Source organism: Aulosira sp. FACHB-615 (genome assembly GCF_014698045.1).
Taxonomy (GTDB): Bacteria; Cyanobacteriota; Cyanobacteriia; order Cyanobacteriales; family Nostocaceae; genus Nostoc_B.
Map to the genome: position 1 here is coordinate 290,831 of NZ_JACJSE010000001.1, position 26,513 is coordinate 317,343.

Below are 26,513 nucleotides of genomic sequence, written 5' to 3' on the forward strand. Positions count from 1 at the left end.
GTATTCCCATTTATCTGCCTTTCCTCTCACTCTATAGTTATGTTATATTAAGCGTAGTCATTATGAGTTCGTATAGATATATGTCTAACCCAACAGTAGAAAACGTAGTGATTATCGGTTCTGGGCCAGCAGGATACACCGCCGCCATCTATGCAGCACGAGCTAACCTGAAACCCGTTGTTTTTGAAGGTTTCCAAGCTGGAGGATTGCCGGGTGGACAGCTGATGACAACGACGGAAGTAGAGAACTTTCCTGGCTTCCCGCAAGGGATTACGGGGCCGGAACTGATGGATCGGATGAAGGCACAGGCCGAGCGTTGGGGGGCTGAGTTATATACTGAAGATGTGATATCTGTTGATTTAAGCCAACGTCCGTTTACTGTGCGCTCTAAAGAAAGAGAAATTAAAGCTCACAGTTTAATTATTGCCACTGGTGCCACAGCCAAGCGTTTAGGTTTACCCAGTGAACATCAGTTTTGGAGTCGGGGAATTTCTGCTTGTGCGATTTGTGATGGTGCAACACCAATTTTCCACGGTGCAGAGTTGGCGGTAATTGGTGCTGGTGACTCAGCCGCAGAAGAATCAATTTATCTGACTAAATATGGTTCTAAAGTGAATTTGCTGGTACGGTCTGATAAGATGCGGGCTTCTAAAGCTATGCAAGACCGAGTTTTGAGTAACCCGAAAATCCAGGTGCATTGGAACACAGAAGTTGTAGACGTGTTTGGCAATGGTTACATGGATGGAGTAAAAGTTCGCAATAATAAAACCGGTGCAGAAAGCGAAATTCACGCCAAGGGTTTATTTTATGCGATCGGTCACACTCCTAACACCTCCTTATTTAAGGGACAGCTAGAACTGGATGAGGTTGGTTACATTGTCACAAAACATGGTTCTGTAGAAACTAGTGTTGAAGGGGTTTTTGCTGCTGGTGACGTGCAGGATCATGAGTATCGCCAAGCAATTACAGCTGCGGGGACTGGTTGTATGGCGGCGTTGTTGACAGAACGTTGGTTATCTTCTAATGGTTTGATTCAAGAGTTTCATCAAGAACCAACAATCAATAATGAGTTAGAGACTCAGCCAGCCCAAAAGAAAACGGAAGCGGAGGAAGCAGCCGGGTTTAATTTACAGTCGACACGCCATGAAGGTGGTTATGCTTTACGCAAATTATTCCACGAAAGCGATCGCCTGCTGATTGTCAAATACGTTGCGCCCGGTTGCGGCCCTTGTCATACCCTCAAACCCATACTTAATAAAGTAGTGGATGAATTCGACGGCAAAATCCATTTTGTGGAAATTGACATCGATAAAGACCGTGAGATTGCCGAAAACGCTGGCGTGACAGGTACACCGACTGTACAGTTCTTCAAAGACAAAGAACTGTTGAAAGAAATCAAAGGCGTGAAGCAAAAGAGCGAATACCGACAGTTGATTGAAAGCAACATTTAGGGGAGTCGGGAATGGGGAATGGGGAATGGGGAATAGGGAAGACAAGACGCAGGAAGCAATAGAGAAAGAAATCCAGGGGTGTGGGAGGATGGTGAAGAAATCTTTCTTCCCACACCTCCCACACTCCCCACACTCCCCACACTCCCCACACCTCCCACACTCCCAACTCTCCACTCCCCTATGTACAATGGTCAGCGTATCTTGCTGAATGCAGGCGATCGCTCATGACCATAACTAAACGTCAGCTGCCAAATTTTTTACGTTTTGCCAAAAATCCGAACCTGTCCCAAAAATTAATGATTATTGGGTTAGCCATCACCCTGTTTTTTATCTTTTTGGCATTTTTCGCCCCTGTAATGCAGGCTTGGGGATGGCTACAAAACCCCAAAGATTTTCTTGCTAACCCCATTCAAGAAGCACCATCGGCTAAATATTGGTTTGGGACTAGTCGCTTGGGTCATGATGTATTTTCGCGCACTTTGTTTGGCGCTCAAGCTGCTTTGCAAGTGGTAATTTTAGCCACGGCGCTGAGTATGGTGATTGGTGTACCTCTGGGGATGGTGAGTGGCTATCTTGGCGGTAGGTTAGATAAGGTGTTGCTGTTTTTGATGGATAGTATTTATACCTTACCGGGATTATTACTTTCTGTGACGCTGGCCTTTGTTGTAGGGCGAGGGATATTAAATGCTGCGATCGCTATTAGTATTGCTTACATCCCCCAATATTACCGCGTGGTTCGCAACCATACAGTGAGTGTGAAAACAGAAGTCTTTATCGAAGCTGCACAAGCAATGGGCGCTTCTACCTGGATTGTGCTGTCGCGTTATTTATTTTTCAACGTCATTCAAAGCGTCCCTGTACTATTTACCCTCAACGCCGCCGATGCAATTTTAGTATTGGGCGGTTTAGGCTTTTTGGGTTTAGGGCTACCAGAAGAAGTTCCAGAGTGGGGACATGATTTAAAACAAGCCCTGGAAGCATTACCCACAGGGGTTTGGTGGACGACACTGTTTCCTGGTTTAGCTATGACATTCATGGTAGTAGGGTTATCCCTACTTGGTGAGGGGTTAAATGAATTTGTCAATCCTCGTTTGCGGGGAGAAAATGGGATTCGGAAATAGTCATTTAATACTGAAAAGTTACCAGTCTGTTTACTGATAACTTTTCACTGTTAACTGATAACTGATAACTGGAGAGATGCGTGTGAAAGATAACCTTAGTTTAATTGCTGCTGCTACGGGTGGATTTATGCTTTCTGTTGCTCTGGCGGGGATTTTGAGTGGTACACCAGTTGCAGCTTCGCGGGGGCAATCAGGTTTTAATTATTACCCAAATACTAGTCTGCAAGTTGCTGCTGCACGTTCTGATGAATCAACCGATTACATCACAGACAAGGACAAGTGATACATTTTTGTATCACAACCGAAATGTGGGATATGCAATTGTGATTAAACCAGAAGTAATTGGGATTGATGTTGGGGGAACAGCAATTAAGCTAGGGCGGTTCAGCCAAGATGGTACTTGCTGGCAATCATTAACGGTGGAAACGCCCCAACCAGCAACTCCAGAAGCGGTTTTGAGTGTGATGGTAGATGCGATCGCGCAAGTTGACCCAGATAATCAAACTATTGCTATTGGTGTCGGTACTCCTGGCCCGGCGGATGCTACAGGACGCATTGCTCAAATCGCCATTAACTTACCCCAGTGGCACAATGTCCCTTTAGCTGACTGGTTAGAAGCCAAAACAGGCAAACCCACTGTCATTGCTAACGATGCGAATTGTGCAGGAGTCGCCGAAGCTTGGTTGGGAGCCGGTCGTAACTGGCACAATTTTATTATGTTGACCTTGGGAACCGGGGTTGGTGGTGCAATTATTCTGGATGGGAAATTGTTTGTCGGACATCGTGGCGCAGGTGGCGAACTTGGTTTAATCACCTGCAACCCTAACGGCCCAATGTGCAACAGTGGTAATCAAGGCTCTTTAGAGCAGTATGCTTCAATTATTGCCATTCGTCGCCGCACGGGGAAAGAACCTGCCGAATTAGGCGCTTTAGCTGAAGCGGGAGATAGTGACGCTTTGGCCTTTTGGCAAGAATATGGCAGAGATTTAGGAACAGGTTTAGCGAGTTTAATTTATGTTTTAACACCAGAGGCGATCATCATTGGTGGTGGTGTCAGTGCTAGTTTTAAATTTTTCTTCCCAGCCGCCAAAGCAGAAATTGAACGGCGAGTCATGGCGACTTCGCGTTTTGGGTTACAACTTCTGCCAGCTGAATTGGGTAATTCGGCGGGAATGGTAGGTGCAGCAAAGTTAGCCTGGGAATGTTGTATAAAAATTTAGATGATCGTTTCCGGCTTTTTTGATTGACATATCAAGTTTTTTTGAAATATTATTGCCAACGAATCAATTTTTTTTGCAATGTCAGGTGCAGAAGTTCTGAGTAAGAGAATGAACTCAGGTTTACCAAAATCGCTAGTGCGTTGCTGGCGAGAAGCTTTAGCGGAAGCAATTGGAACTTTTATTTTGGTGTTTGCAGGAACTGGTGCAGTCATGGTGAACAGCATCAGTCAAAATGCTGTGTCACATTTAGGTATTAGTTTTGTGTTTGGTGCTGTGGTAGCGGCGTTAATTTATGCTTTGGGACATTTGAGTGGCGCACATTTCAACCCAGCAGTGACGCTGGCTTTTTGGACGAGTGGTTTTTTACCTAAATGGCGAGTGTTGCCTTATATTTTGGCACAGTTAGGAGGAGCGATCGCCGCTTCAGCTTTACTAGTAATTAGCTTAGGGAAAGTTGGCAATTTAGGAGCAACATTACCACTAAATAATAATTGGATGCAGGCTTTAGTATTAGAGTTTGTGCTGACTTTTATTTTGATGCTGATTATTTTCGGTTCAGGACTAGATAGACGCGCACACATAGGTTTTGCTGGGTTAGCAATTGGTTTAACCGTAGCAGTGGAAGCTGCATTTATGGGGCCAATTACTGGTGCAAGTATGAATCCGGCGCGTTCCTTTGCACCAGCATTTGTCGGCGGAATTTGGCAGCATCATTGGGTTTATTGGATAGCACCAATTTTAGGAGCGCAACTAGCAGTAATAGTCTATCGGCAACTTTCCAATAACTTTCAAGATTGTCAGAAGTAAAGGTGAGAATAACGTAAAACTAGGAGTTTCAGATTATTCTCTGCCGAAGGTAACAAAAGAGGGATAAGTAGCTGGCGTGGAGTGTAAGTCATACTGTTTTTACGAGATGTAGCTTTGTTCTGACTCTAATATTTCTATGATGAAATTGCTTGCTAGGATTGTCCAATTTCTTGTAACTTTTTTGACCATAGTTTTAGTGTGTTACTGGAGTGTAAATCCTGGGATTCTACCTGTAGCTTTAGCAAGCTACCACAAGCTGGAGAAATCTGATTACCATGTACACAGAAGAATGGTATCCCCAACTATGTCAACAGCAAAACAGATTACTTATCCAGCTACCCTCAAAAACGAACAAGTGGATAACTACCACGGAACTGTCGTTGCAGATCCTTACCGTTGGTTGGAAAATTCTGATTCTGAAGAAACGAAAGCTTGGATTGATGCTCAAAATAAGATTACTTTTGAATTTTTAGGTGAAATTCCGGCTCGTGACAAAATTAAACAACGCTTAACGAAACTTTGGGATTATGAAAAGTATGGTACCCCATTTAAAGAAGGCGAATCTCTGCAAGACGGTTCCACCGAACGCTATTTTTATTTCAAAAACAACGGGCTGCAAAATCAAAGCGTACTATATACCTTAAAAAGTCTAGATGACGAACCGCAAGTTTTACTTGATCCAAATAAACTTTCTGCGGATGGAACAGTTGCTTTATCAGGATTATCAATTAGCGATGATGGTAAACTTTTAGCTTATGGTCTGGCAACTTCTGGTTCTGATTGGCAAGAATGGAAAGTCCGTGATGTAGCCACAGGTAAAGATTTAGACGACCATTTAAAGTGGATTAAATTTTCTGGTGCATCTTGGACAACTGACAACCAAGGATTTTTTTACAGTCGCTATGATGAGCCAAATTCTAAAACTCAGTTAGAAGATGTTAACTATTATCAAAAGCTGTATTATCACAAATTAGGTACACCCCAATCAGAAGACATTTTAATTTATCAACGTCCTGACCAAAAAGAATGGGGATTTGGTGGTGGTGTCACAGAAGATGGACGCTTTTTAATTATTTCTGTGTGGTTGGGAACTGACTCGCGCAATTTAGTATTTTATAAAGATTTAAAGAATCCCGATGCGGAAGTTGTGGAATTAATCAACGAGTTTGAGGCAGATTATAGCTTTATTGATCATGATGATAGTGTTTTTTATTTCCGTACAGATTTAAATGCGCCACGGGGGAGGGTGATTGCCATTGATATTAATAAACCCGATAAATCAGCATGGCAAGAAATTATTCCCCAAAGTAAAGCGACTTTAGAAAGTGTCAATATTCTCAATCATCAGTTTGTGGCTGATTATTTGCAAGATGCGCGATCGCAAATTAAAATTTTTGACCTGAAAGGCGCATTTGTCCGCGAGGTAGAATTACCCGGAGTTGGTTCAGTTGGTGGCTTTGGTGGTAAACGTCATGATAAAGAGACTTTTTATAGTTTCACTAGTTTTACTACCCCAGGCGCAATTTACCGCTACGATATGGTAACAGGAAAAAGTCAGTTGTTCCGGCAACCAAAAGTTGGCTTTAATCCTGATGATTATGAAACAAAACAAGTCTTTTATCACAGCAAAGATGGCACAAAGGTGCCAATGTTTATTACTCACAAAAAAGGCATTAAATTAGATGGGAATAATCCGACTTATCTTTATGCCTACGGTGGGTTTAATATCTCCTTAACACCAACTTTTTCTGTGAGTATGTTGGTGTGGATGGAAATGGGTGGTGTTTATGCTATGCCAAATCTGCGTGGCGGTGGCGAATATGGCGAAGAATGGCATCAAGCCGGGATGAAAGAGAAAAAACAAAATGTGTTTGATGATTTTATTGCGGCGGCGGAATGGCTAATTGCGAATAAATACACCAAAACTGGCAAACTAGCGATCGCAGGTGGTAGTAATGGTGGTTTATTGGTGGGTGCTTGTATGACGCAACGTCCCGATTTATTTGGTGCAGCTTTACCCGCCGTTGGTGTTATGGATATGTTGCGCTTTCATAAATTTACTATTGGCTGGGCTTGGACTAAAGAATATGGTTCACCCGATAATCCTGAAGATTTCAAAACACTGTATGCTTATTCACCCTTGCATAACCTCAAACCAAAGACAGCTTATCCTGCTACTTTAATTACTACCGCAGATCATGACGATCGCGTTGTACCTGCCCATAGTTTCAAATTTGCGGCGGCTTTGCAAGCAGCCCATCAAGGTGATGCACCAGTATTAATTAGAATTGAGACAAAAGCTGGACATGGTGCGGGTAAGCCGACAACTAAAATCATTGAAGAAGCGGCGGATAGATGGGCATTTTTAGTGCGAACTTTGGATATTAAGATTTAAACGCAGAGGTGCGCTGAGTAACGCGGAGTATTGAAGGTGTGTTTCTGCAATGCTAGAACGCACCTTTTTTGTTAGATAACCAAGTTACACTGTTGAATAAATATGGGTAAAAGCTATGCAAGTTACACAACAGCAATACTACACCCCAGAGGAATATTTACAGTTAGAGGAAGCGGCTGAATATAAAAGTGAATATATTGATGGACAAATAATTCCAATGGCAGGTGGAACAGTTAATCACGCTCGAATATCACTTAACCTTGGTTCGGCGTTAAATTTTGCATTTAGACAGCAAAATTACGAAGTTTTTGTTGGCGATGTCCGTCTATGGATATCGCAAAAACGGATTTATACATACCCAGATGTGATGATTATCGCAGGTGAACCGGAATTTTTTAACAATCGCCAAGATATTATTACTAATCCTCAAGTTATTGTAGAAGTGCTATCAAAATCTACTAAGAATTATGATTATGAGGATAAGTTTGCGGCGTATCGCACAATTCCCACGTTGCAAGAATATCTCTTAATTGACCAATATCGAGTTCATGTAGAGCAGTTTTCTAAGATTGGGAAAAAACAATGGAACCTGCGTGAGTATGATGAAGAAGATCAGGCGATCGCATTGGCATCTGTACCTTTTGAGATTTCCTTACAAGATTTATATAACAAAGTCAATTTCGAGCTAGTTGAACCAGAAAGTGAAATAATCTGAACACAGAACACAAAAGGATCGCCGTGCTGATGATTGATCAAAAAAAGGCTTATTCACTGAAACTCTGTTAATTATTTAGTACAGGTTGGCGTAAATAAAGAGACCATAAGAAATTGCTAAAAGGCTTGTAGTATCACTATTCTTTCTTTTTCCTTTTGATTTTTTACTTTTGCCTTGTTGTACTAGTTTCAGCAAATAAGCCCGAAGCGTCTTCAATTAAGCTTCGACTTTTACGCCTTTCCAGAAAGCGACGTAACCTTCAATATTTTTAGCTTTTTCCTTGGCGCTGGGATAGTACCAAGCAGCGTCTTGATTCACCTCTCCATCAACTGCGATGCTGTAGTAACTAGCAACACCTTTCCAGGGACAAGTGGTATGAGTGCTGCTGTCTTGGAAATACTGCTTATTAATTGCGTCGGGAGGAAAATAGTGATTACCTTCCACAACTATAGTCTTGTCGCTTTCGGCTAAAGTTGCACCGTTCCAGATTGCTTTAGGCATAATTGCGTTTTTGAGCAAAGTTTACACTTAATATTTTGACACTGTACTGCCTAAACTCGGAGTCGGCTGTCAATTAAGTAATGAGTAAATTTCTGACTCCTTACTCATTACTTTTTTCAATCAGTTGCTGTACCTCATAAACATCGAATCTGCTGTATCTTGAAACTGAAAGCTAATTAAATCTATGCACCTACCAGAAGACTGAGCTTGCACCCTAGCAACTGTTGTAAAATAGACAATAGACGGATTCGGAGGGCCAGTTAACTGGTCATAAACGCCTATAGAGACCATCTTCGGAAATCTCCAAGGTTTAAAGTCCAGCCATCTGAAACAACTACAGAGGCTGTACCACCAGCGTATACCAGGCGATCGCATCACAACGCCTGAATTTTCGCAGCGTCTGGCTGCCATTAGCACAGAAATCAATCAACCTGTGTGTGCCTATCTCAACCGTCGCGGTCAAGTGATTCGTGTTGGGGTAGGCACACCGCGTCAGACGCAAATTCCACCGCTAGAACTGCCCCGTTACGGTGCAGAACGTCTGAGCGGTATTCGCTGTATTGCCACCCATCTCAAACCAGAACCACCCAATGAGGTGGCGCTGACTGCTATGGCAATGCAACGGTTAGACGCGCTGGTAATGTTGAATATCACTGGGACAGGATTTACCAAGCGTGGTGGTGGCGCTACAGGTTATGTCAAAGAAGCTTATTTAGCTCATTTAGTATCTGATACGAAACAACTAGTAGCAGTCCCAAACTCAGAACGCGGTACGCAAAACTCAGCAACCTACTCTAGCATTTCCCCACCAATGAGCTTGGATATGCTGGCAGAACAGGACTTCATCGATTTGGTGGAAGGACTGGAAGCAGAATTCCGGCGGGAATTTGTCGCCCAGGAAGTAGATGCTGATCATGACCGCGTGTTGATTGTGGGAGTCATGACCGATGAATTAACTTTGCAACAATTCCACGACACCCTAGCTGAATTAGGACGACTGGTAGATACTGCTGGCGGTGATGTACTACAGACAGTACAACAAAAGCGATCGCGCATTCATCCCCAAACAGTTATCGGTGAAGGTAAGGTGCAAGAAGTCGCCTTAACAGCCCAAACCCTCGGATGTAATCTCGTCGTCTTTGACCGCGACCTTTCACCAGCCCAAGTCCGCAACTTAGAAGCGCAAATTGGTATTCGGGTAGTTGACCGCACAGAAGTAATTTTAGATATCTTTGCTCAACGCGCTCAATCCCGCGCTGGTAAATTGCAAGTAGAACTAGCACAGCTAGAATATATGCTGCCGCGACTGACTGGCAGAGGTCAGGCAATGTCGCGGTTAGGTGGTGGTATTGGGACTCGCGGCCCTGGTGAAACCAAACTAGAAACAGAACGTCGGGCAATTCAACGGCGAATTTCTCGACTGCAACAAGAAGTCAACCAGTTGCAAGCCCATCGTTCGCGCTTACGACAACGAAGACAACATCAAGAAGTTCCTTCAGTGGCTTTGGTTGGTTACACTAACGCAGGCAAATCGACCTTACTCAATGCCTTAACTAACGCCGAAGTTTATACTGCTGACCAGTTGTTTGCTACCCTTGACCCGACTACACGTCGCTTAGTCATTCCCCATGCAGACACCAATGAACCCCAAGAAATTCTGATTACAGATACTGTAGGGTTCATTCACGAACTACCTGCGTCGTTGATGGATGCCTTTCGTGCAACTTTAGAAGAAGTCACAGAAGCGGATGCGTTATTACATTTAGTGGATTTGTCTCATCCTGCTTGGTTAAGTCACATTCGTTCAGTGCGAGAAATCCTCGCCGCTATGCCTGTGACTCCTGGCCCAGCCTTGGTCGCCTTTAACAAAATTGATCAAGTAGACAGCGAGACATTAGCCTTAGCTAGAGAAGAATTTCCCCTAGCTGTGTTCATTTCCGCAAGCGAACGTTTAGGTTTAGAAACCTTGCGTTTACGTCTTAGCCAATTGATTGCATACGCTGTTGACTCTCGGTAAATACCGAAAATAAAATTTGAGGATATGACATCAATGCCGTAGTTAGGGAAACTACGGCTTTAATTTTTCTATATGGCTATTACTGTGGTATTTCCTGAATGACAGGATGCTCAATGACATGCTAGAACCAGTAATTAATAGATATTTTTATTTTGGTACTTGATATAGAAAGTAACTCAAGTTTTAGGAAGACTCTCATTACTTTTGCTGTTACCAAATTTTTTTGCGATCGCTATCCCTAACACAATTATTTATGTCAACAAATTCCCAGCAACTAGAACCAACAAAAGTCAAAGTTCAGCTTCTCTTAACAGGGGGACATCAGTATACAGTTTACCTCAATCCAGATGACCCTGTATTGCATAGCCTATTAACCACTGTTGTTGCTCGTGCTTATAAACAAGAAGCAGCCAGTCAAGGTTTATTTCAAGTACCTGTTAATGAAGGGCATTCGGCTTTATGCTTTGCTAGTGATCATCTTGTTGGGTTAATCACCGAACCACCTCTTTGGATACAGCAACCTGAAAATGTCCAACCTGTAGCCAATGATGTTTTAAATTCTAATTATGTACAAATAGATAATTTTTTCTCGCCTAGTGAGCATGAAAGACTGATTAAGTATGTACTAGCTAATAAGTCAAAGTTTGTTTCCACTAGTACTTCGACCAATGATAAAAATTATCGCCGCTCAATGGTTCTGTACTCATTTCCAGAGTTTTCTGAACTAATTGTCAATAAAGTTCAGCAGATTATGCCTGATGTGATGAGCAAATTGGGAATGACACCCTTCACAGTAGGACAGATTGAAAGCCAACTCACTGCACATAATGATGGCAATTATTACAAAATTCATAACGATAATGGTAGTTCGGATACTGCTACCAGAGAATTAACTTATGTTTATTACTTCAATAAAGAACCTAAGCGGTATTCTGGAGGAGAATTATTAATATATGACAGTAAAGTTGAAAATAACTTTTATGTCAAAGCAGAATCCTTTAAAACTATCGAACCGCGCAATAACAGTATTGTATTTTTCTTCAGTCGATATATGCACGAAGTTCTGCCAGTGAGGTGTTCATCTAAAGCATTTCCTGATAGTCGCTTTACAATTAACGGCTGGGTACGTCGAGCTTCCTAAGCAAAATTACTTAACTACTTTAAAATTCCTTTAAGTGGGGCGATCGCCTCACTTTTTATTTATCAATCAGACTTAAGTATTAAATACATTTTACTTGGAAATACTTAAATATTTTTCCAGGTGTAAATACCCAATATCTATACAGATAGAGAGAAACTCCGACTTTTTGCTCTGAGATTAAATTTCTGATGAAAATGTCGATAAACTATAGACTACTGACAAGTTATTGTGGCAAATTATATTTATTCGTCACTGAGAAAAAATAAAATTTCAGAGATTTATATCAACCTCATCCCAGATTGAACTCCCTAGAAAATAGAAGTTTTCGTTATTTAAACTAAGTTAAGGCTGAAATAATAGATCGCTAGTCATTTTAAATTCTAACTAGCGCAATTTATCAACTTAGTTTGTCATAACTTAAAAACTCTATTTTGCAGGGATATTTTATGCTGCGGTGCAGTTTGATAAGACTTTTTAGATACAAAAAGGAGTTTTAAAGAAGTGACTCAAATGAGTTCAAAAAAAGTAATAGGTTATATAACCTGTGGTTTATCATCGTTGGCCATAGTTATGTCTGGGCCAATATCGCAAGCAAATGCAGCATCTGTAAGTTTTTCAGGAACAGGAACCAACCCAGTATCGAATGGAACGACTAACGCTCTGGGAGCATCAGTCATCTTTGATGACAGCCTAAATCCAGGAAAACTAACAGTTACCCTAAAAAACACAGGGCCAGGTGCTACAGCACCTTCTGATGTCTTGACTGCTGTGTTTTGGGAATATGGCGGATCTGCGCTAACAAACTTGTCTTTATCTTCAGCTACTGCTCCAACAGTAATTTCTGGCTCTACAACCACAAGTAATATTAACTTACTGGGTAATCTTAATGAATGGAAATTGCCAAATACTGGTAACGGAACATCAGACTTACCGGGAATAACCCAAAACTACGGTATAGGTACTGCTGGATTAAATATTTTTCAAGGTGGTGGCGGGCAGCAATTTAATTACGGCATCATTAGTGGTTATGACGATCCAAACCCAGCAGTGAAAAATGGGACTTTTGTTAAAGACTATGCCACCTTTGTCTTATCTGGTCTACCTAGTGCTTTTGATGTCACCAAGATTGGCAACATTCGCTTCCAATTCGGGACAGCTTTAAACGAACCTAGCTTTGCTGGCACTTTAGTTAGTGCGACCCCAGCACCAGCACCAGCGCCTGCTCCAGTACCAGCACCAGTGCCTGCACCAGCACCAGTGCCTGCTCCAGCACCAGCGCCTGCTCCAGTACCAGCACCAGCGCCTGCACCTGCACCAGCGCCTGCACCAGCACCAGCGCCTGCACCAGCACCAGCGCCTGCACCAGCGCCTGCACCAGTACCTGCACCAGCACCTGCACCAGTACCTGCACCAGCACCAGCGCCTGCACCAGCACCAGCGCCTGTACCTGCACCAGCACCTGCACCAGCACCAGCACCAGCACCAGCACCAGTACCTGCACCAGCACCAGCGCCAACACCAGCGCCTTCATCTACAGTGCGCTTTGGATTTCAAAATATCACTGGAAATAGTGCTGTTAACGCCGCAACAGGTGAAAGTCAACTATTTTTAGATGTTACTAAAGGCAGTAAGTCAGATCAGGTTTTATTTACGTTCAGTAATTTTGGACAACAAGCCTCTTCCATAACTCAAATTTATTTTGACGAAGCCAAACAACTGCTAAAAAATATTGCATCAATAACTGATAGTGGTAGTGGTGTAGACTTCGTAATACCTAATAAAATAGGCAATCTCCCAGGAAGTAATAATGCTCCAGGAGGTCGGTTTAACTCAGATTTTTCCGTTGAGGCTAATCAACCAGTTTCACAGATGGGTGTAAATCCTAATGAATTTGTGAGTGTACTGTTTGATTTAGACAGTAACGTTACATTTGACGACATCATTAACAGCTTCAAAGATAGTACCTTACGTGTAGGATTCCACGTTCAAGCCTTTATTGATGGTGGAAGTGAAGCTTTTGTAAATAAATCGATAGCCACAACACCAACGCCAGCACCTGCACCCGCGCCAGCACCTGCACCAGCACCCGCGCCAGTACCAGCACCCGCGCCAGCACCCGTACCAGCACCCGCGCCAGCACCCGTACCAGCACCTGCACCAGCACCCGCGCCAGTACCCGCACCAGCACCCGCGCCAGTACCTGCACCAGCACCAGCACCCGTACCAGTACCTGCACCAGCACCAGCGCCAGTACCAGCACCCGCGCCAGCACCCGTACCAGCACCCGCGCCAGCACCCGTACCAGCACCAGCGCCAGCACCAGCGCCAGCACCATCTCCATCTCCCACAACTTACTATCAACCGCCGGCTTCTCAGCCTCAGCCTAAGAAGGTACCTGAACCTAGTACATTAGCTGCGTTAGGCTTATTTGGTCTCTGTACATTCAAACTGAAGAAAGTTAACAAGAAAAATGATGTGTAAGCTTCGGCAATACTTTTAAGCTTTCATCTTTAGCTATATATGGGTTGAGAAGTAACAAAAAACTTCTCGCCCAATTTTTTTGACCAATAATTTCTGGATGGTACAAGCCACCAAATTTTTTAGATGCAAACATCCTAGTTCAACAAGGCAAAAGTCAAAATTAAAAAGAAAGAATAGTGATACTACAAGCCTTTTAGCAATTCCTTATGGTCACTGAGCGTACTTTTACTGAGCGACTTGCCTTGAGCGTTCGCGCAGCGTCTCCGTCAGGAGAAGTCGAAAGGAGCCGAAGTAGCTGAGTTGTGATCTGTTGATTTAGGCCAACCTGTACTAGAGTTGTACAGATTGATTTTTGGCGACACAGATAACAAGGTTTTAGAATTGAGAAGTATAGAACAAAATAGAGGACATTATGGCTGCTAATGTAGAAATTTACACTTGGAGGACTTGCCCGTTTTGCATCCGTGCCAAACATTTGCTGACTAGTAAGGGTGTTGACTTTATCGAATACAGTATCGATGGCGATGAAGAAGCACGGGATAAAATGGCTCAAAGAGCAAATGGCAAACGTTCTTTACCACAAATTTTTATTAACGATCGCCACGTTGGTGGTTGTGATGATATCCACGCCCTCGACCGTCAAGGTAAGTTGGATGAGTTATTAGCCGTTGAAACCAATGTATAAAATGAGCGGGGATATAAATTTTACTCTTTTCTGCTGCTCAGGTTTGTGACTCAGTTAAATCATCAGGAGTTACTCTAAATTGAGTAACTTAAAATTTCCTGGCGATTGAGGCAAACAGCGTGAAACTGGCTTTTATTATTGATCCCATCCATCTGCTTGATCCTTGTCATGATACCAGTGTTGCACTGATGGAAGCAGCACAGATTTTAGGACATGAAGTCTGGATAACTCAGGTAAACTGGCTGAGTGTGGTAGACGGTAAAGCTTGGGCAATTCTGCAACAAGTGGAACTAGTACCAATAGATTTGGTAGAAGGACGTTGGGTAGCAGCTAATCCTTGGTATCGCTTGCAAGAACGCTCCTTGATTTCTTTAGAAACAATGGATGCCGTATTTATGCGGACAGATCCACCAGTTAATGACTCTTACCTCTTTGCTACTTACATTCTTGATTATGTTGACCAAAATAAAACTTTGGTGATTAATAACCCCGATGGGATCAGGAGGGCAAACGAAAAAATGTATGCCCTCCAATTTAAAGAAGTGATTCCAGAAACCATTGTCAGTGCAGATAAGCAGTTGATTCGGCAATTTGTCGAAGCTAAGGGAGCAACGGTTCTCAAACCACTGGGGAACAAAGCTGGGGAAGGGATTTTATTTTTACAAGCAGGCGATCGCAACTTTAACTCCATTGTGGAACTTAGCACCCATCAAGGCAAACTACCAGTGATGGTGCAGACTTATCTCCCAGAAGCTAAGGATGGAGATAAGCGCATTATCTTACTGCATGGTGAACCGATTGGTGCTTTAAATCGGCTTTCTAGTGGTAGTGATTTTCGCAACAATATGGCTGCTGGTGGTACAGTTGCGGAAACAGAAATTACCCCCAGAGAACATGAAATTTGTACTCGATTAGCTGATAAATTACGTCAAGATGGGTTAATTTTTGTCGGGATTGATGTAATTGGTGGCTACCTCACAGAAGTCAACGTCACCAGCCCCACAGGAGTGCGGGAAATTGACAGACTAAGTGGTACTCGTTTAGGGCATCAGGTAATTCAATGGGTGGAACAGCGTCTACAAGCTAAAAAATAAAATAATTGCAATTGTTTTGAATATTCCCAGTCAGCCTTGGTTATCTACTGTTAAGTCACTCTAGAATCAATCAAATAATTTGAGCGATCGCACCTGTCAAGTAAGGCTGAGAGCTTTTGAGACAGGTGCCAATTACCTGAAAATCAATCGTTAATCTACTCAAAATTTTTTCTAAATACAAAACTAGGACATCAAAGCCAGCAGGCTTTTGCCCAAATAAATTTATTCTGTAAATAGTGTGGACGAGTGTTTTCACCAATTCGCCAAATCAAAAATAGCAACAGAATAATTTCTGTTCCTGATGCAATTTAGTCATTAACAAGTTTTATACAGTACTCAGTGCTATCTGAGACTGCAAACTTGATCTCATATCTCGAATCCAAGATCCTTCAATTACGTGGTGGTGTACGCCGTCTTTGCAGAAATTCAGGAATGTCTAAACCTGATTTTTCTTTCGGTTCCACAACTGGTGTTGATGGATTAGCTGTTGGTGATTGTGTGGTTGATTTTTTGGGTGGCGGTGCAACGCGGGGGTTGCTGGCGTTTTGTGGTGGTGCTGCTTGGCCTTCACCAGTGAACCCTGTCGCAATCACAGTAATTCTGACTTCTCCTTGTAAACGGTCATCAATTACTGCTCCAAAAATAATATTGGCGTTGGGATCAACTACCTCATAAATTGTTTCTGCGGCTGCGTTCACTTCATGTAAGGTTAAGTCACTGCCACCAGTGATGTTAAAGACTACTCCTCTAGCACCTTCAATAGAAGATTCTAGCAACGGAGAAGAAATTGCGGCGATCGCAGCTTCCCTAGCGCGTGATTTTCCCGAACTAATTCCAATTCCCATCAATGCTGATCCCGCATCAGCCATCACCGCTCGCACATCTGCAAAGTCAACGTTGACTAACCCAGGGATGGTAATAATATCAGAGATCCCTTGTACCCCTTGACGCAACACATCATCTGCATAGCGAAAGGCTTCTTGTACAGGTGTCTGTTCGGGAATTACTTCTAATAATTTATTGTTGGGGATGATAATCAGTGTATCTACCCGACTTTTCAGTCCTTCAATACCTTGTTCGGCTTGGCTAGTGCGGCGGCGACCTTCAAACACAAATGGCCGTGTGACCACACCAACTGTCAAAGCACCCATTTCTTTGGCTACTTCTGCCACAATTGGCGCAGCACCTGTTCCGGTTCCACCACCCATCCCAGCCGTGATGAATACTAAATCAGCACCCTCTAAAGCTGTGGCAATTTCATCGCGTGATTCTTCCGCCGCTTTTTGACCGATGGCTGGATTTCCCCCAGCACCCAAGCCTCTGGTTAACTTCTGCCCAATTTGCAAGCGACTGGGCGCTCCAGCTAAAGTCAAAGCTTGAGCATCAGTATTAATTGACCAAAACTCCACACCACTTACATCAGACTCAATCATCCGATTAACGGCATTACCACCACCACCACCAACGCCAATGACTTTGATGTTGGCAACTCTACCGGGAACAATCTCGCCAATGCGGCTATTTTCTAAAGATATTTTTTTACTGTCTGGGCCTTGAGCAAAGTTCAGCCCAGAATGATTAAAGGGATTATTTGAGTTTACTGCCAGTGAAAATCCTGGCTGTCCCACAGATTGGGAGTTTTTATAGGTAAGCCCTTGGTTATTATCAAGCGTCATTGGATTTGTGAAAGGTAGATAAACGACTTTTCCGGGTGCTACTCACCGCAGAATCAACTATAGTTTGACACTGCCAAAATCTATAGGTACTGCTCTTGTATTTTGATTATGATTGGCAACTTTAACAAGCTTGTCAATCTGTAAGTCGGCGATTAAAGCCAGCGATCGCCCAACTAATTCTAGAGAAGTATACCTACATTTACCTAAAGTTGATCTGTCTAAATTCAACAAGCTATTAATAGCTTTCCTACTATGTTGCCAAATTGGCACAGTATACATTTTGCATACTGAATGCCCTCCCATGATTTTTGGTGACGATTTAAGTTGGTCATTAATTTTACAACTACCTGTAATGTTTTTTTGGGCGGTAAATTTCGCTTTTCTTGAGTTTAATGAGTAATTTTTATGATTTCTTAATATCAAATAATACTCAAAACTATGATTACTTTTACTTCTATCATATGTAGTCTTGACTAGTTTTACATTGTCAAATACAAGCTCAATGAGCTTAAAAAGCACACTCAGCTTATATAATTGTGCAAATAACATAATTGCAAAAGACACAAGGTAGCGCGTCTTATCTGCTTTAATAATATAGTTGATAGATTTCACCATTGGCGATAATTACAACCTCAAATCTGAAATTTATCTTATATCTACCTATCACTAGATTTGACAGTGCCAGGGAACTATAGACTGATAGCGACAAAGGAGACTTGCAAATTAAGCCTCCTGTCACACCGCATGAAAATTTCATCCTAATATTTTGAGTGTGTTGTCAAAATATGCAAAATTATCAATAAACTTATATATTTATCTATTAGCATCAAATTTCTTAATTTACTGAGAGGAATTGATACACAAAAGTTAATATAGATGATTTGCTAAGGGATTTGAGAGTCAGCCTTTGGAGTTTTTTGGATCATGTGTACTATGGGCGAATCAGGATTTTTGAGATCAATATACTCTATTTGACTAGGATTAATTTTGGCTGGTAAATTTCGCAGTTGCGACAGTATCTTGATTTGTGCTGGCAATAGAGAACTAGGAGTACCCAAATGTACATTACCAATTTCAGTTTTCAGGATTAAATTTGCCAAATCTTGAAAATTAACTTCCATAATTTTCACGGAACTTTGACTTAGCAAAGGATACAGTTGACTCCAAGACTGTTGGTATTGTTCTGGTGTGCCAATCACTTTCAGGCTGGGCAACTTCAACTTAGGATTTACCAATGTATATTTTTCTAACGGTATCCAAACACCATTAGCATCTAGTAAGCCAGTAGATGACTGTTTGTTTTTCGGTTGATTATTTGGTGTAGGTCTTTGGGCTACAGCTACAGGTACTCGTTCTTGGATTTCGATGATTAATCCCGGTGGCAACAGACGACGAGTCACAGTAGCTTGAGCAATAGTTGATTGTTTTTTCAAAGAATCTGCGATCGCTCCAGGTTCAACTTTCCATAAAGATTGCGGATAAGACAGCTTTAACATTGACTTAATTGCTGTTTCTGGGAGGACTTGATTTCCAGTTTTGATCACAATTTGTTTGGGATCACGCAGTACCCAGACAGGTTGTAGGGCTACCCAAAGCAACCCACCAGCTAAACCACTAATAGCCAAAGTTCGCCAAATAGCTTGGATAACTTTCATTTGTCGCTGGCGACGTAGTTTTTTGCGGCGCTGGGACAAATCTGTTTGAGAAACGGATACAATACCTGCCATTCTCACCTCTTATTGATGACATTCTCAATTTTTGGCTAAATTTATCAACCCCTTGAGCATCGGGATTAGCTATGAGAAATTTTGCCTATTCTATTTTGCAGTGCGGAGTTGCCGTTGAGTTAAGTTGATTTTAGTGAATTACCGTCACTGCGATCGCCATAAACTTGACTAGAGAATAATTATTGACAAAAATATTATTCTGTGTATGCAAAATATATAACTGCTTTGCAGTAGTTATGCTGTTATGTGATGCAGATCGCACTCAGTGTCAAAAAATCTAGCTAACTTTGTAGATACAGATGTTTTGTGGCCAAAGCAATCTTGTGTAGGACTTACCGCATCAAAACGAAAAATCAAGAGTTTTGGCAAGGGTTCAGGGGTATGGGGGTGTACTTATTTAAAATCCTTACACCCCAAACCCTTTCACCCTGACACCCAATCTCCACAGCTAATTTTTGTGCGTCAGTCCTGCTTGTGATCTACATCTAACTCAAGCGACACAACACAATCTTGAGTCCGACATTATAGCAATCTTATTTGATTTGTAAACATCGCCCATCATTAAACAAGAAGCGCGATCTGAGTTATGCCCCATATTCAACATCAAAAATGTGACAAGCATTAAACTGTGGGGCTGCATCCAAATCCGACTATGCATAATTACGTAATCATTTAGCAATAAAACGACTTGTAAATTCTTGCTTTTTAGTAAAATTATTGACTTCCTTTATAACCAGATATTCAGTTGATTAGAAGCTTAAAGATTGTCAAAAGCTACACATAATACAAATAAAAGATGGATATACTGTAAGTATCAGGGACAATAGTGGCTCTAGTCTTGTTCTGATAGTTACTGGTAGCAAAAAATTACAAACTGCTATCCACCCATAATTCACAGCCCAGAAGTGAGTTAACAAAATAACTATCATTGACTAGGAATACTTTGTATATAAACAGACAAACAACACCGTATCTCCAACTGCATCTACATCTAAATGATCAATACAGATTATTTGTCACGCTTTTATAAAGCATGTAACCCTAGCTATGCGCTCAATATGAGCGTTCGCAGTGATCAGCAGTACTATATAGATTTCGCTGATGTCCGTGGCTGCAAGATTGTGGAAGAATTGCAACGGACTATCAGCCGTATTTCTCCCGATGAACCTACCTGTCAGTTATTTACAGGTCATATTGGTTGCGGCAAGTCTACAGAATTACAACGCCTCAAAGCCGAACTAGAAGCAGTGGGATTCCACGTAGTTTACTTTGAGTCCAGTCAAGACCTAGATATGGCTGATATTGATGTCAGCGATATTTTACTGAGTGTAGCTCGTCAAGTCAGCGCCAGTTTAGAAGCAATTAAAATCAAAGTCCAACCACACTACTTCATCAACCTCTTCAAAGAAATCGGAGATTTTTTACAAAGCCCCATAGAACTTTCTGGAGAAGCCGAATTATCTCTGGGGATTGCCAAAATTACCGCTAAAACCAAAGATAGCGCCCAAGCGCGAAATCAACTCCGACAATATTTAGAACCACGTACTAACAGCATTTTGCAAGCAATTAACGAAGAAGTTTTAGAAAAAGCCGTTGAACAACTAAAACTCCGTGGTCAAAAAGGTCTAGTTGTCATTGTTGATAATTTAGATCGAGTTGATATGCGTCCCTTAGCATCTGGGCGGACACAACCAGAATATCTCTTTATCGACCGGGGTGAACAATTACGCCGACTCAAATGTCACGTCGTCTACACCATTCCCCTAGCGTTAATTTTCTCGAATGAGTATGAAACACTCAAAAACCGCTTGGGTGGAGGTATTTCACCAAAAGTCTTACCAATGGTGAGAGTTAAACAAAGAGATGGTAGTGATTACGAACCGGGGATGTTGCTACTGCGTCAGTTAGTCTTAGCTAGAGCATTTCCAGAAGTTTCTTATAATGAAAGACTTTCATTAATCACAGAATTATTTGAACATCCTGAAACCCTTGACCGTTTATGTCGCGTGAGTGGCGGACATATCCGTAACTTATTAGGCTTGCTATATAGCTGCTTGCAACGACAAGACCCGCCTTTTTCGGCACAATGTTTAGAAGCAGTCATTAAAGATTACCGTGATGATTTGCTATTAGCCATTGATGAATATCAGTGGGAACTATTGTTTGAAGTAGTGCAACAGCAAAGCGTTAAAGGTGAGTCTGAATATCAAAGTTTGCTGCGAAGCATGTATTTATTTGAATACCGCGATCCTGTGGGTCGTTGGTTTGGGATTAGCCCAGCATTAGCAGAAACCGAAAAAGTCTTGGCTTGGCAGCAAAAAAGGTAATAAAACTGAGCAAGCAAATAATTATTAGTATCAGTCATTAGTCTAGGTGAATTTGACTAATGACTAATTTATAATGAGCAATTTCTTCTGTTGAGGCTGTATTCCAGTTTTGAGATATGAAAAAATCCCCATTCACAATAGAGAGCGTGAATCAGAATCAACATTCTCTACAAAGATTAGTTCGCTCAATCAAACTTTCTAAAGGGCAATTTGCTCTGATTTTAGTGCGATGTAATTACAGCCATTTAAGAGAGCAAATGCTAGAAAGCATTCGCTCTCTGACAAAAGATATCAATTTAAAAGAAATTTATTTACAACCAGCAACTAAAGCCTTACATACAACAATCATCAGTAAATTATCTCTAGATAATCCTGCTGTCATGACTGATGCTTTACCATCGGCAGTCATGGTTTTTGGTCTAGAATCAATTCTGGTGCTGGAAGATTTATTAACAAGTCTGAATCAAGCTAGAGATATTTATACAGCTACTTTTCCTTTTCCTGTAGTGTTGTGGCTACAAGATGAAGTAGCAACAATGCTCACTAAGCTTGCACCTGATTTTAAAAGTTGGGCTGCTACCACGATTAAGTTTGAATTAGCCAAGGAAGATTTAATTGCTTTAATCCGTCAAGAGACAGAATCGCTATTTGCTAAATTTTTAGAAGTAGGTGCAGAGAAATTTCTGTCTAATGCTGATTTGAATTTAGCCCCAAAGTCGCAACATCGTCATGAAATTGATGCAGCTAGAAATGATTTATTACGTCTGTATAATGTGCAGTTAGAGCCTGGTTTAGAAGCTAGTTTAGAATTTGTCTTAGGTCGAGATAAATACGCTAATGACCAAATTAATAGTGCATTAGGTCATTATCAAAGAAGCTTAAGTTTATGGCAGAGAGATGGAAAAAGAGAGAATGAAGCTGTTCCGAAAGTAGAGGGTATTGATGACAAGAATGAATGTAACTCCGCTTATCGCATTCGGCAGGCGATAGTTTTATTTCATCTTGGTTTGTGTTATCGCCGGATGGCTGACTTACATCAAATTACAAATAGTAACTATTGTCAACATGCTCTTTCCTGGTTTCAAAAATGTTTAGATTTATTAGAAAAATTACAAAGGCAAGACTTAGTAGCAAAATTTATTATCCCTGCTTGTGAAATGCTACAACGTCTCAAATATTGGGACGAATTAGAAGTATTAGCCCAAAAAGCTTTACGACTGCATGAAACCTATGGTAATACCTCTAAAGTTGCCCAAAGTTATGGTTTTTTAACAGAAGTAGCAGCATCGCGCCATAATTGGGTAATGGCTCATGAATTAGCCAGTACAGCCCTTTCAATTGCAGAATTAGCTACAGAAGTTTCTCGTCAACAAGAAAGTTGGTATCTTTTATTATTAGCGCGGACGCAGAGACATTTAGGGCAGTGGGAAGAGGCTATTAGTCATTTAGAATGGGCGAGAGTTGTTTGTGAATTACAGTATGAACCATCGCTGTATTTAGAAATTTTAGAGGAATTGCGATCGCTATACTTTTTTGAGCGTCATGATTATGCCGAAGCCTTCAATCTCAAGCAAGAAAAAATTCACATAGAACATCAATATGGCTTTCGTGTATTTATTGGCGCAAGTCAGTTACAGCCCAAACGTTATCGAATTAACCCGGTTTTAGATACCCAAACAATTCCCTTTATTCCTGAAGATATTGCTCAAGAAATTGCGGCTTCAGGACGGCTGCAAGATGTTAATCGGTTAATTGAAAGAATTACCCGTGCTGACCATAAATTGACCATTATACATGGACAGTCAGGAGTTGGTAAAAGTTCAACAATTAAAGCAGGTTTAGTTCCGGCTTTAAAGGCAAGAGTGATTGGTGAAAGGATTCCTTTACCTATTGTTTTATCTGGATACACAGATTGGGTAACAGCTTTAGGACGAAGTATCAATCAAGCCTTAGCACAATCAGAATTACCAATTGCGGTGGAATTCAACTCGACTATCTTACTAGAAAAGTTACGTCTAGCAACTGAAGGTAATCATATTATTGTGATTATTTTTGACCAGTTTGAAGAATTTTTCTTTACTAGTAACGCTGACCAAAGATTAGAATTTTATAATTTTTTTAGTGCTTGTTTAAATATTCCTTATGTCAAAATAATTATTTCCTTGCGTGAAGATTATTTGCATTATTTATTGGAGTTTGAGCGTCTTGGCAAGGAAAATACAGATAATTTATATGATTTAGGCGTAATTAATAAAAATATTTTAGATAAAGACATTCGTTATTATCTAGGAAGATTTTCTATAGAAAATACGACAGGCATTATTTATAGTTTTATCAAACGCTCTCACTATGAAATGAGTGATGAATTAATTCATCAACTAGTCCAAGATTTAGCAGGGGAAGCCAAAGAAGTCAATCCAATTGAACTGCAAATTGTGGGAGTGCAGTTACAAGCAGAAAATATTACCACACTAGAACAATACAAAATTTGTGGTGGTTCGGCAAAGTTAGTAGAGCGTTGGCTGGAGGAAGTAATTAAAGATTGTGGGCAAGAAAATGAAGAATTGAGTTGGCAATTATTATTTGAACTCACTGATGAAAAAGGTTTTCGTCCTCTCAAGACTAAATCTGATTTAGCCATTGCTTTAAGCTCACATATTTATCAAACATCAGGAACCCCATCAAATTGGGAGCTAATTCTAGAAATTTTGGTAGGCTCAGGGTTGATTTTGCGCTTACGTGAAGAGTTGGGCGATCGCTATCAATTAGTCCATGATTATTTAGTCGAACCAATTCGTCAACGCAATAGCTACGGCATAGTTGCGGAACTGGAAAAAGTCAAATCTGAAAAAAAACGCGCCGAAGTCGCCCAAAAGCTTTCCCAAGAACATCTGAATTTGATTTTGCAACGGCGGTTGCGGGAAGCACGCATAGCAGGTGTGATTTTGGCAGTCATGGGCGGAACCATAGCGGCTTTGTGGTGGCAAGCTGACTTGCAAAAACGCGCCGCCATTCGTCAAACAATTCGGGCAGAACGTAGTGAAACTAATTTAAAAATTAGCGCGATCGCAGCCACAAGTGAAGCTTTATTCGCCTCCAATAAAGAATTTGATGCCCTCCTAGAAGGGTTACGCGCCTGGAGAAAGCTAAAACAAGCCAACGAAGTATTACCAGAAACTCGAATGCGTGTAGTAACTGCTTTACAACAGGCAGTTTATGGCGTTTCTGAATTAAATCGTTTGGAAGGACACACTGATATTGTTTGGGGTGTCGCCTTTAGTTCTGATGGTAAATTCTTGGCATCGGGTAGTCGGGATCAAACGGTGAAACTTTGGCGATCTGATGGCACTTTACTACAAACCCTCAAAGGGCATACTGAGTCCGTTACCAGTGTGAGTTTTAGTCCAGATGGGCAAAGTCTGGCATCTTCCAGCCTTGATAAAACCGTGCAAATCTGGCAGAAAAACCCCGTAACTGGTGAATTTGACTTACAACCAGCCAAAACCCTAATAGACCGCGATTGGGTTTATTGCGTAACTTACAGCCCCGATGGCGAGTTATTAGCCACAGGCAATCGAGATGCTACAGTCAAACTCTGGCGCAAGGACGGTACCTTAGTCAAAGTCCTCAAAGGGCATCAAGACTGGGTGAATTGGGTCAGCTTTAGTCCTGATGGTCAATTAATTGCCTCTGCTAGTGACGATCGCACTGTCAAAATTTGGCGGCGTGATGGCACACTCGTAAAAACACTGTCTGGTCATCAAAATGGTGTAACCGTTGTGGCGTTCAGCCCAGATGGGCAAATGATTGCATCAGCAGGTAGAGACAAAATCATTAAATTGTGGCAGCGCCAGCAAAATAGCGACAATAACTTTGACTTTCAAGCTTATAAAAATTTAGAACAGCACACCAGTACAATTTGGAGCTTGAGCTTCAGCATTGATGGACAAAAGTTAGCGTCAGGAAGTGATGACAATACGGTTAATCTGTGGAGTAGTACAGGTGCATTAATTAAAACTTTTAAAGGTCATAGTGATGCAGTGGCCAGTGTGGCTTTTAGCCCAGATAACAAAATCTTGGCATCAGGAAGTTATGACAAGAGTGTCAAACTCTGGAGTTTAAATGCCCCCTCGTTACCAATTTTGCGGGGGCATCAAGATCGAGTTTTGAGTGTGGCTTGGAGTCCTGATGGGCAGATGTTGGCTTCTGGTAGCCGCGATCGCACTGTCAAACTCTGGCAAAGAGAAATTATCAATGGCGAAGCCACCACCAGACTTTACAAAACCTTAGTTGGGCATACAGAGAAAGTTCCTAGTGTGAGTTTTGATCCCTTCGGTGAATTAATCGCATCCGGTAGTTATGACAAAACAGTTAAACTCTGGCGGCGCGATGGTACTTTACTCAAAACCTTACAAGGACATACAGATAGCGTCATGGGTGTGAGTTTTAGCCCTGATGGCCAGTTATTAGCATCCGCGAGTAAAGATAAAACCATTAAACTTTGGAGTCGTGATGGTCAATTAATCACAACTTTAGTGGGCCACCAAGGTTGGGTTAATGCCGTTAACTTTAGTCCTGATAGTCAGTTGCTGGCCTCCGCTAGTGATGATCAAACCGTCAAACTCTGGCGGCGTGATGGCACCTTGATCAAAACATTTTCGCCCCATGACAGTTGGGTATTGGGTGTCAGTTTCAGCCCAACTGACCAATTAATCGCTTCTGCTAGTTGGGATAACACCGTCAGATTATGGCGACGCGATGGCACTTTGTTAAAAACACTGTTAAAGGGGTATAGCGATAGTGTGAATTCCGTGACATTCAGTCCGAATGGTGAATTATTGGCTGCTGCTAGTTGGGATAGTACAGTCAAATTGTGGAGTCGAGATGGCAAGTTAATTAAAACCTTGACTGGCCATCGCGCCCCAGTTCTGAGCGTGAGTTTTAGCCCTGATGGACAGACATTAGCATCGGCAAGTGATGACAACACAATTATTTTGTGGAACTTACATTTGGAAGACTTACTGCTGCATGGTTGTAACTGGGCCGAGAATTACCTCAACCACAACTACAATGTCGAGGGGGGCGATCGCTTGTTGTGTGATGGAATTAATCGCAGTCAATCAAAATTTCCCTTGAGGTAAGTCAGTGCGATCGC

At 41.7% G+C, this 26,513-nt stretch carries 21 protein-coding genes; 15 read left to right on the top strand and 6 right to left on the bottom strand.

Going from position 1 to position 26,513, the window contains the following annotated elements:
- Positions 1–80: 80 nt before the first annotated feature.
- The 8 genes from trxB to H6G77_RS01225 all read left to right on the top strand — a co-directional run bounded on the left by trxB (position 81) and on the right by H6G77_RS01225 (position 7,709).
- Entirely contained in the window at positions 81–1,451 is a 1,371-nt protein-coding gene (gene trxB, locus H6G77_RS01190; RefSeq protein WP_190870610.1) for a thioredoxin-disulfide reductase, read from the top strand.
- Between the two features lie 78 nt (positions 1,452–1,529).
- On the top strand, positions 1,530–1,679 hold the full coding sequence (locus H6G77_RS01195; protein WP_190870611.1) for a hypothetical protein: 150 nt from the start codon (positions 1,530–1,532) through the stop codon (positions 1,677–1,679).
- Positions 1,676–2,572, top strand: a complete 897-nt coding sequence (locus H6G77_RS01200; protein WP_190587905.1) for an ABC transporter permease — start codon at positions 1,676–1,678, stop codon at positions 2,570–2,572. Before H6G77_RS01195 ends, H6G77_RS01200 begins: the two co-directional genes overlap by 4 nt.
- A gap of 82 nt (positions 2,573–2,654) precedes the next feature.
- On the top strand, positions 2,655–2,855 hold the full coding sequence (locus tag H6G77_RS01205) for a hypothetical protein (protein ID WP_190587906.1): 201 nt from the start codon (positions 2,655–2,657) through the stop codon (positions 2,853–2,855).
- A 40-nt stretch (positions 2,856–2,895) separates the two neighbouring features.
- Positions 2,896–3,792: an ROK family protein gene (locus tag H6G77_RS01210; RefSeq protein WP_190588305.1), complete on the top strand. Its 897-nt coding sequence runs from the start codon at positions 2,896–2,898 to the stop codon at positions 3,790–3,792.
- A 108-nt stretch (positions 3,793–3,900) separates the two neighbouring features.
- Positions 3,901–4,599, top strand: coding sequence for an MIP/aquaporin family protein (locus tag H6G77_RS01215; protein WP_190870612.1), 699 nt, complete (start codon positions 3,901–3,903; stop codon positions 4,597–4,599).
- 304 nt (positions 4,600–4,903) lie between these two features.
- On the top strand, positions 4,904–6,994 hold the full coding sequence (locus H6G77_RS01220; RefSeq protein WP_190870613.1) for a prolyl oligopeptidase family protein: 2,091 nt from the start codon (positions 4,904–4,906) through the stop codon (positions 6,992–6,994).
- Between the two features lie 115 nt (positions 6,995–7,109).
- Positions 7,110–7,709: a Uma2 family endonuclease gene (locus H6G77_RS01225; RefSeq protein ID WP_190870614.1), complete on the top strand. Its 600-nt coding sequence runs from the start codon at positions 7,110–7,112 to the stop codon at positions 7,707–7,709.
- A gap of 216 nt (positions 7,710–7,925) precedes the next feature.
- On the opposite strand, the gene H6G77_RS01230 is transcribed toward H6G77_RS01225, so the two are convergent.
- Both H6G77_RS01230 and H6G77_RS35295 read right to left on the bottom strand, forming a co-directional pair.
- Entirely contained in the window at positions 7,926–8,210 is a 285-nt protein-coding gene (locus tag H6G77_RS01230; RefSeq protein ID WP_190587910.1) for a DUF427 domain-containing protein, read from the bottom strand.
- Positions 8,211–8,330: 120 nt separating this feature from the next.
- Positions 8,331–8,621 (bottom strand): hypothetical protein, encoded by a 291-nt coding sequence (locus H6G77_RS35295; RefSeq protein WP_199331334.1) that lies wholly within the window; start codon positions 8,619–8,621, stop codon positions 8,331–8,333.
- Between H6G77_RS35295 and hflX the strand changes: the two genes are divergently transcribed.
- The 5 genes from hflX (at position 8,536) to gshB (ending at position 15,628) form a co-directional block, all read left to right on the top strand.
- Positions 8,536–10,227 (top strand): GTPase HflX, encoded by a 1,692-nt coding sequence (gene hflX / locus H6G77_RS01235; protein WP_199331354.1) that lies wholly within the window; start codon positions 8,536–8,538, stop codon positions 10,225–10,227. The two genes, H6G77_RS35295 and hflX, sit on opposite strands and share 86 nt — an antisense overlap.
- A gap of 253 nt (positions 10,228–10,480) precedes the next feature.
- A complete protein-coding gene (locus tag H6G77_RS01240) occupies positions 10,481–11,368 on the top strand; it encodes a 2OG-Fe(II) oxygenase (protein ID WP_190870615.1) in 888 nt (295 codons plus the stop codon).
- A 510-nt stretch (positions 11,369–11,878) separates the two neighbouring features.
- Positions 11,879–13,849 carry an XDD4 family exosortase-dependent surface protein gene (locus H6G77_RS35300; protein WP_199331335.1) on the top strand — a complete coding sequence of 657 codons (1,971 nt, stop codon included), beginning with the start codon at positions 11,879–11,881 and terminating at the stop codon, positions 13,847–13,849.
- A 412-nt stretch (positions 13,850–14,261) separates the two neighbouring features.
- Positions 14,262–14,534, top strand: a complete 273-nt coding sequence (grxC, locus tag H6G77_RS01250) for a glutaredoxin 3 (RefSeq protein WP_190587912.1) — start codon at positions 14,262–14,264, stop codon at positions 14,532–14,534.
- Positions 14,535–14,653: 119 nt separating this feature from the next.
- The gene (gene gshB / locus H6G77_RS01255; RefSeq protein WP_190587913.1) at positions 14,654–15,628 is read left to right on the top strand and encodes a glutathione synthase; all 975 of its coding nucleotides are present in this window, start codon (positions 14,654–14,656) and stop codon (positions 15,626–15,628) included.
- A 70-nt stretch (positions 15,629–15,698) separates the two neighbouring features.
- Here the strand turns inward: gshB and H6G77_RS01260 are convergent, their stop codons facing one another.
- The 4 genes from H6G77_RS01260 to H6G77_RS01275 form a co-directional block, all read right to left on the bottom strand.
- Positions 15,699–15,884, bottom strand: coding sequence for a hypothetical protein (locus tag H6G77_RS01260; protein ID WP_190587914.1), 186 nt, complete (start codon positions 15,882–15,884; stop codon positions 15,699–15,701).
- Between the two features lie 133 nt (positions 15,885–16,017).
- The gene (ftsZ, locus tag H6G77_RS01265; RefSeq protein WP_190587915.1) at positions 16,018–17,304 is read right to left on the bottom strand and encodes a cell division protein FtsZ; all 1,287 of its coding nucleotides are present in this window, start codon (positions 17,302–17,304) and stop codon (positions 16,018–16,020) included.
- 57 nt (positions 17,305–17,361) lie between these two features.
- A complete protein-coding gene (locus H6G77_RS01270) occupies positions 17,362–17,583 on the bottom strand; it encodes a hypothetical protein (protein WP_190870616.1) in 222 nt (73 codons plus the stop codon).
- A 605-nt stretch (positions 17,584–18,188) separates the two neighbouring features.
- Positions 18,189–19,031 carry a cell division protein FtsQ/DivIB gene (locus tag H6G77_RS01275; RefSeq protein ID WP_190587917.1) on the bottom strand — a complete coding sequence of 281 codons (843 nt, stop codon included), beginning with the start codon at positions 19,029–19,031 and terminating at the stop codon, positions 18,189–18,191.
- A 995-nt stretch (positions 19,032–20,026) separates the two neighbouring features.
- On the opposite strand from H6G77_RS01275, the gene H6G77_RS01280 reads away from it, so the two are divergent.
- Complete coding sequence (locus H6G77_RS01280) at positions 20,027–21,358, top strand: P-loop NTPase fold protein (protein ID WP_190587918.1); 1,332 nt, start codon at positions 20,027–20,029, stop codon at positions 21,356–21,358.
- Positions 21,359–21,474: 116 nt separating this feature from the next.
- Positions 21,475–26,499: a hypothetical protein gene (locus tag H6G77_RS01285; protein WP_190870617.1), complete on the top strand. Its 5,025-nt coding sequence runs from the start codon at positions 21,475–21,477 to the stop codon at positions 26,497–26,499.
- Positions 26,500–26,513 lie beyond the last annotated feature (14 nt).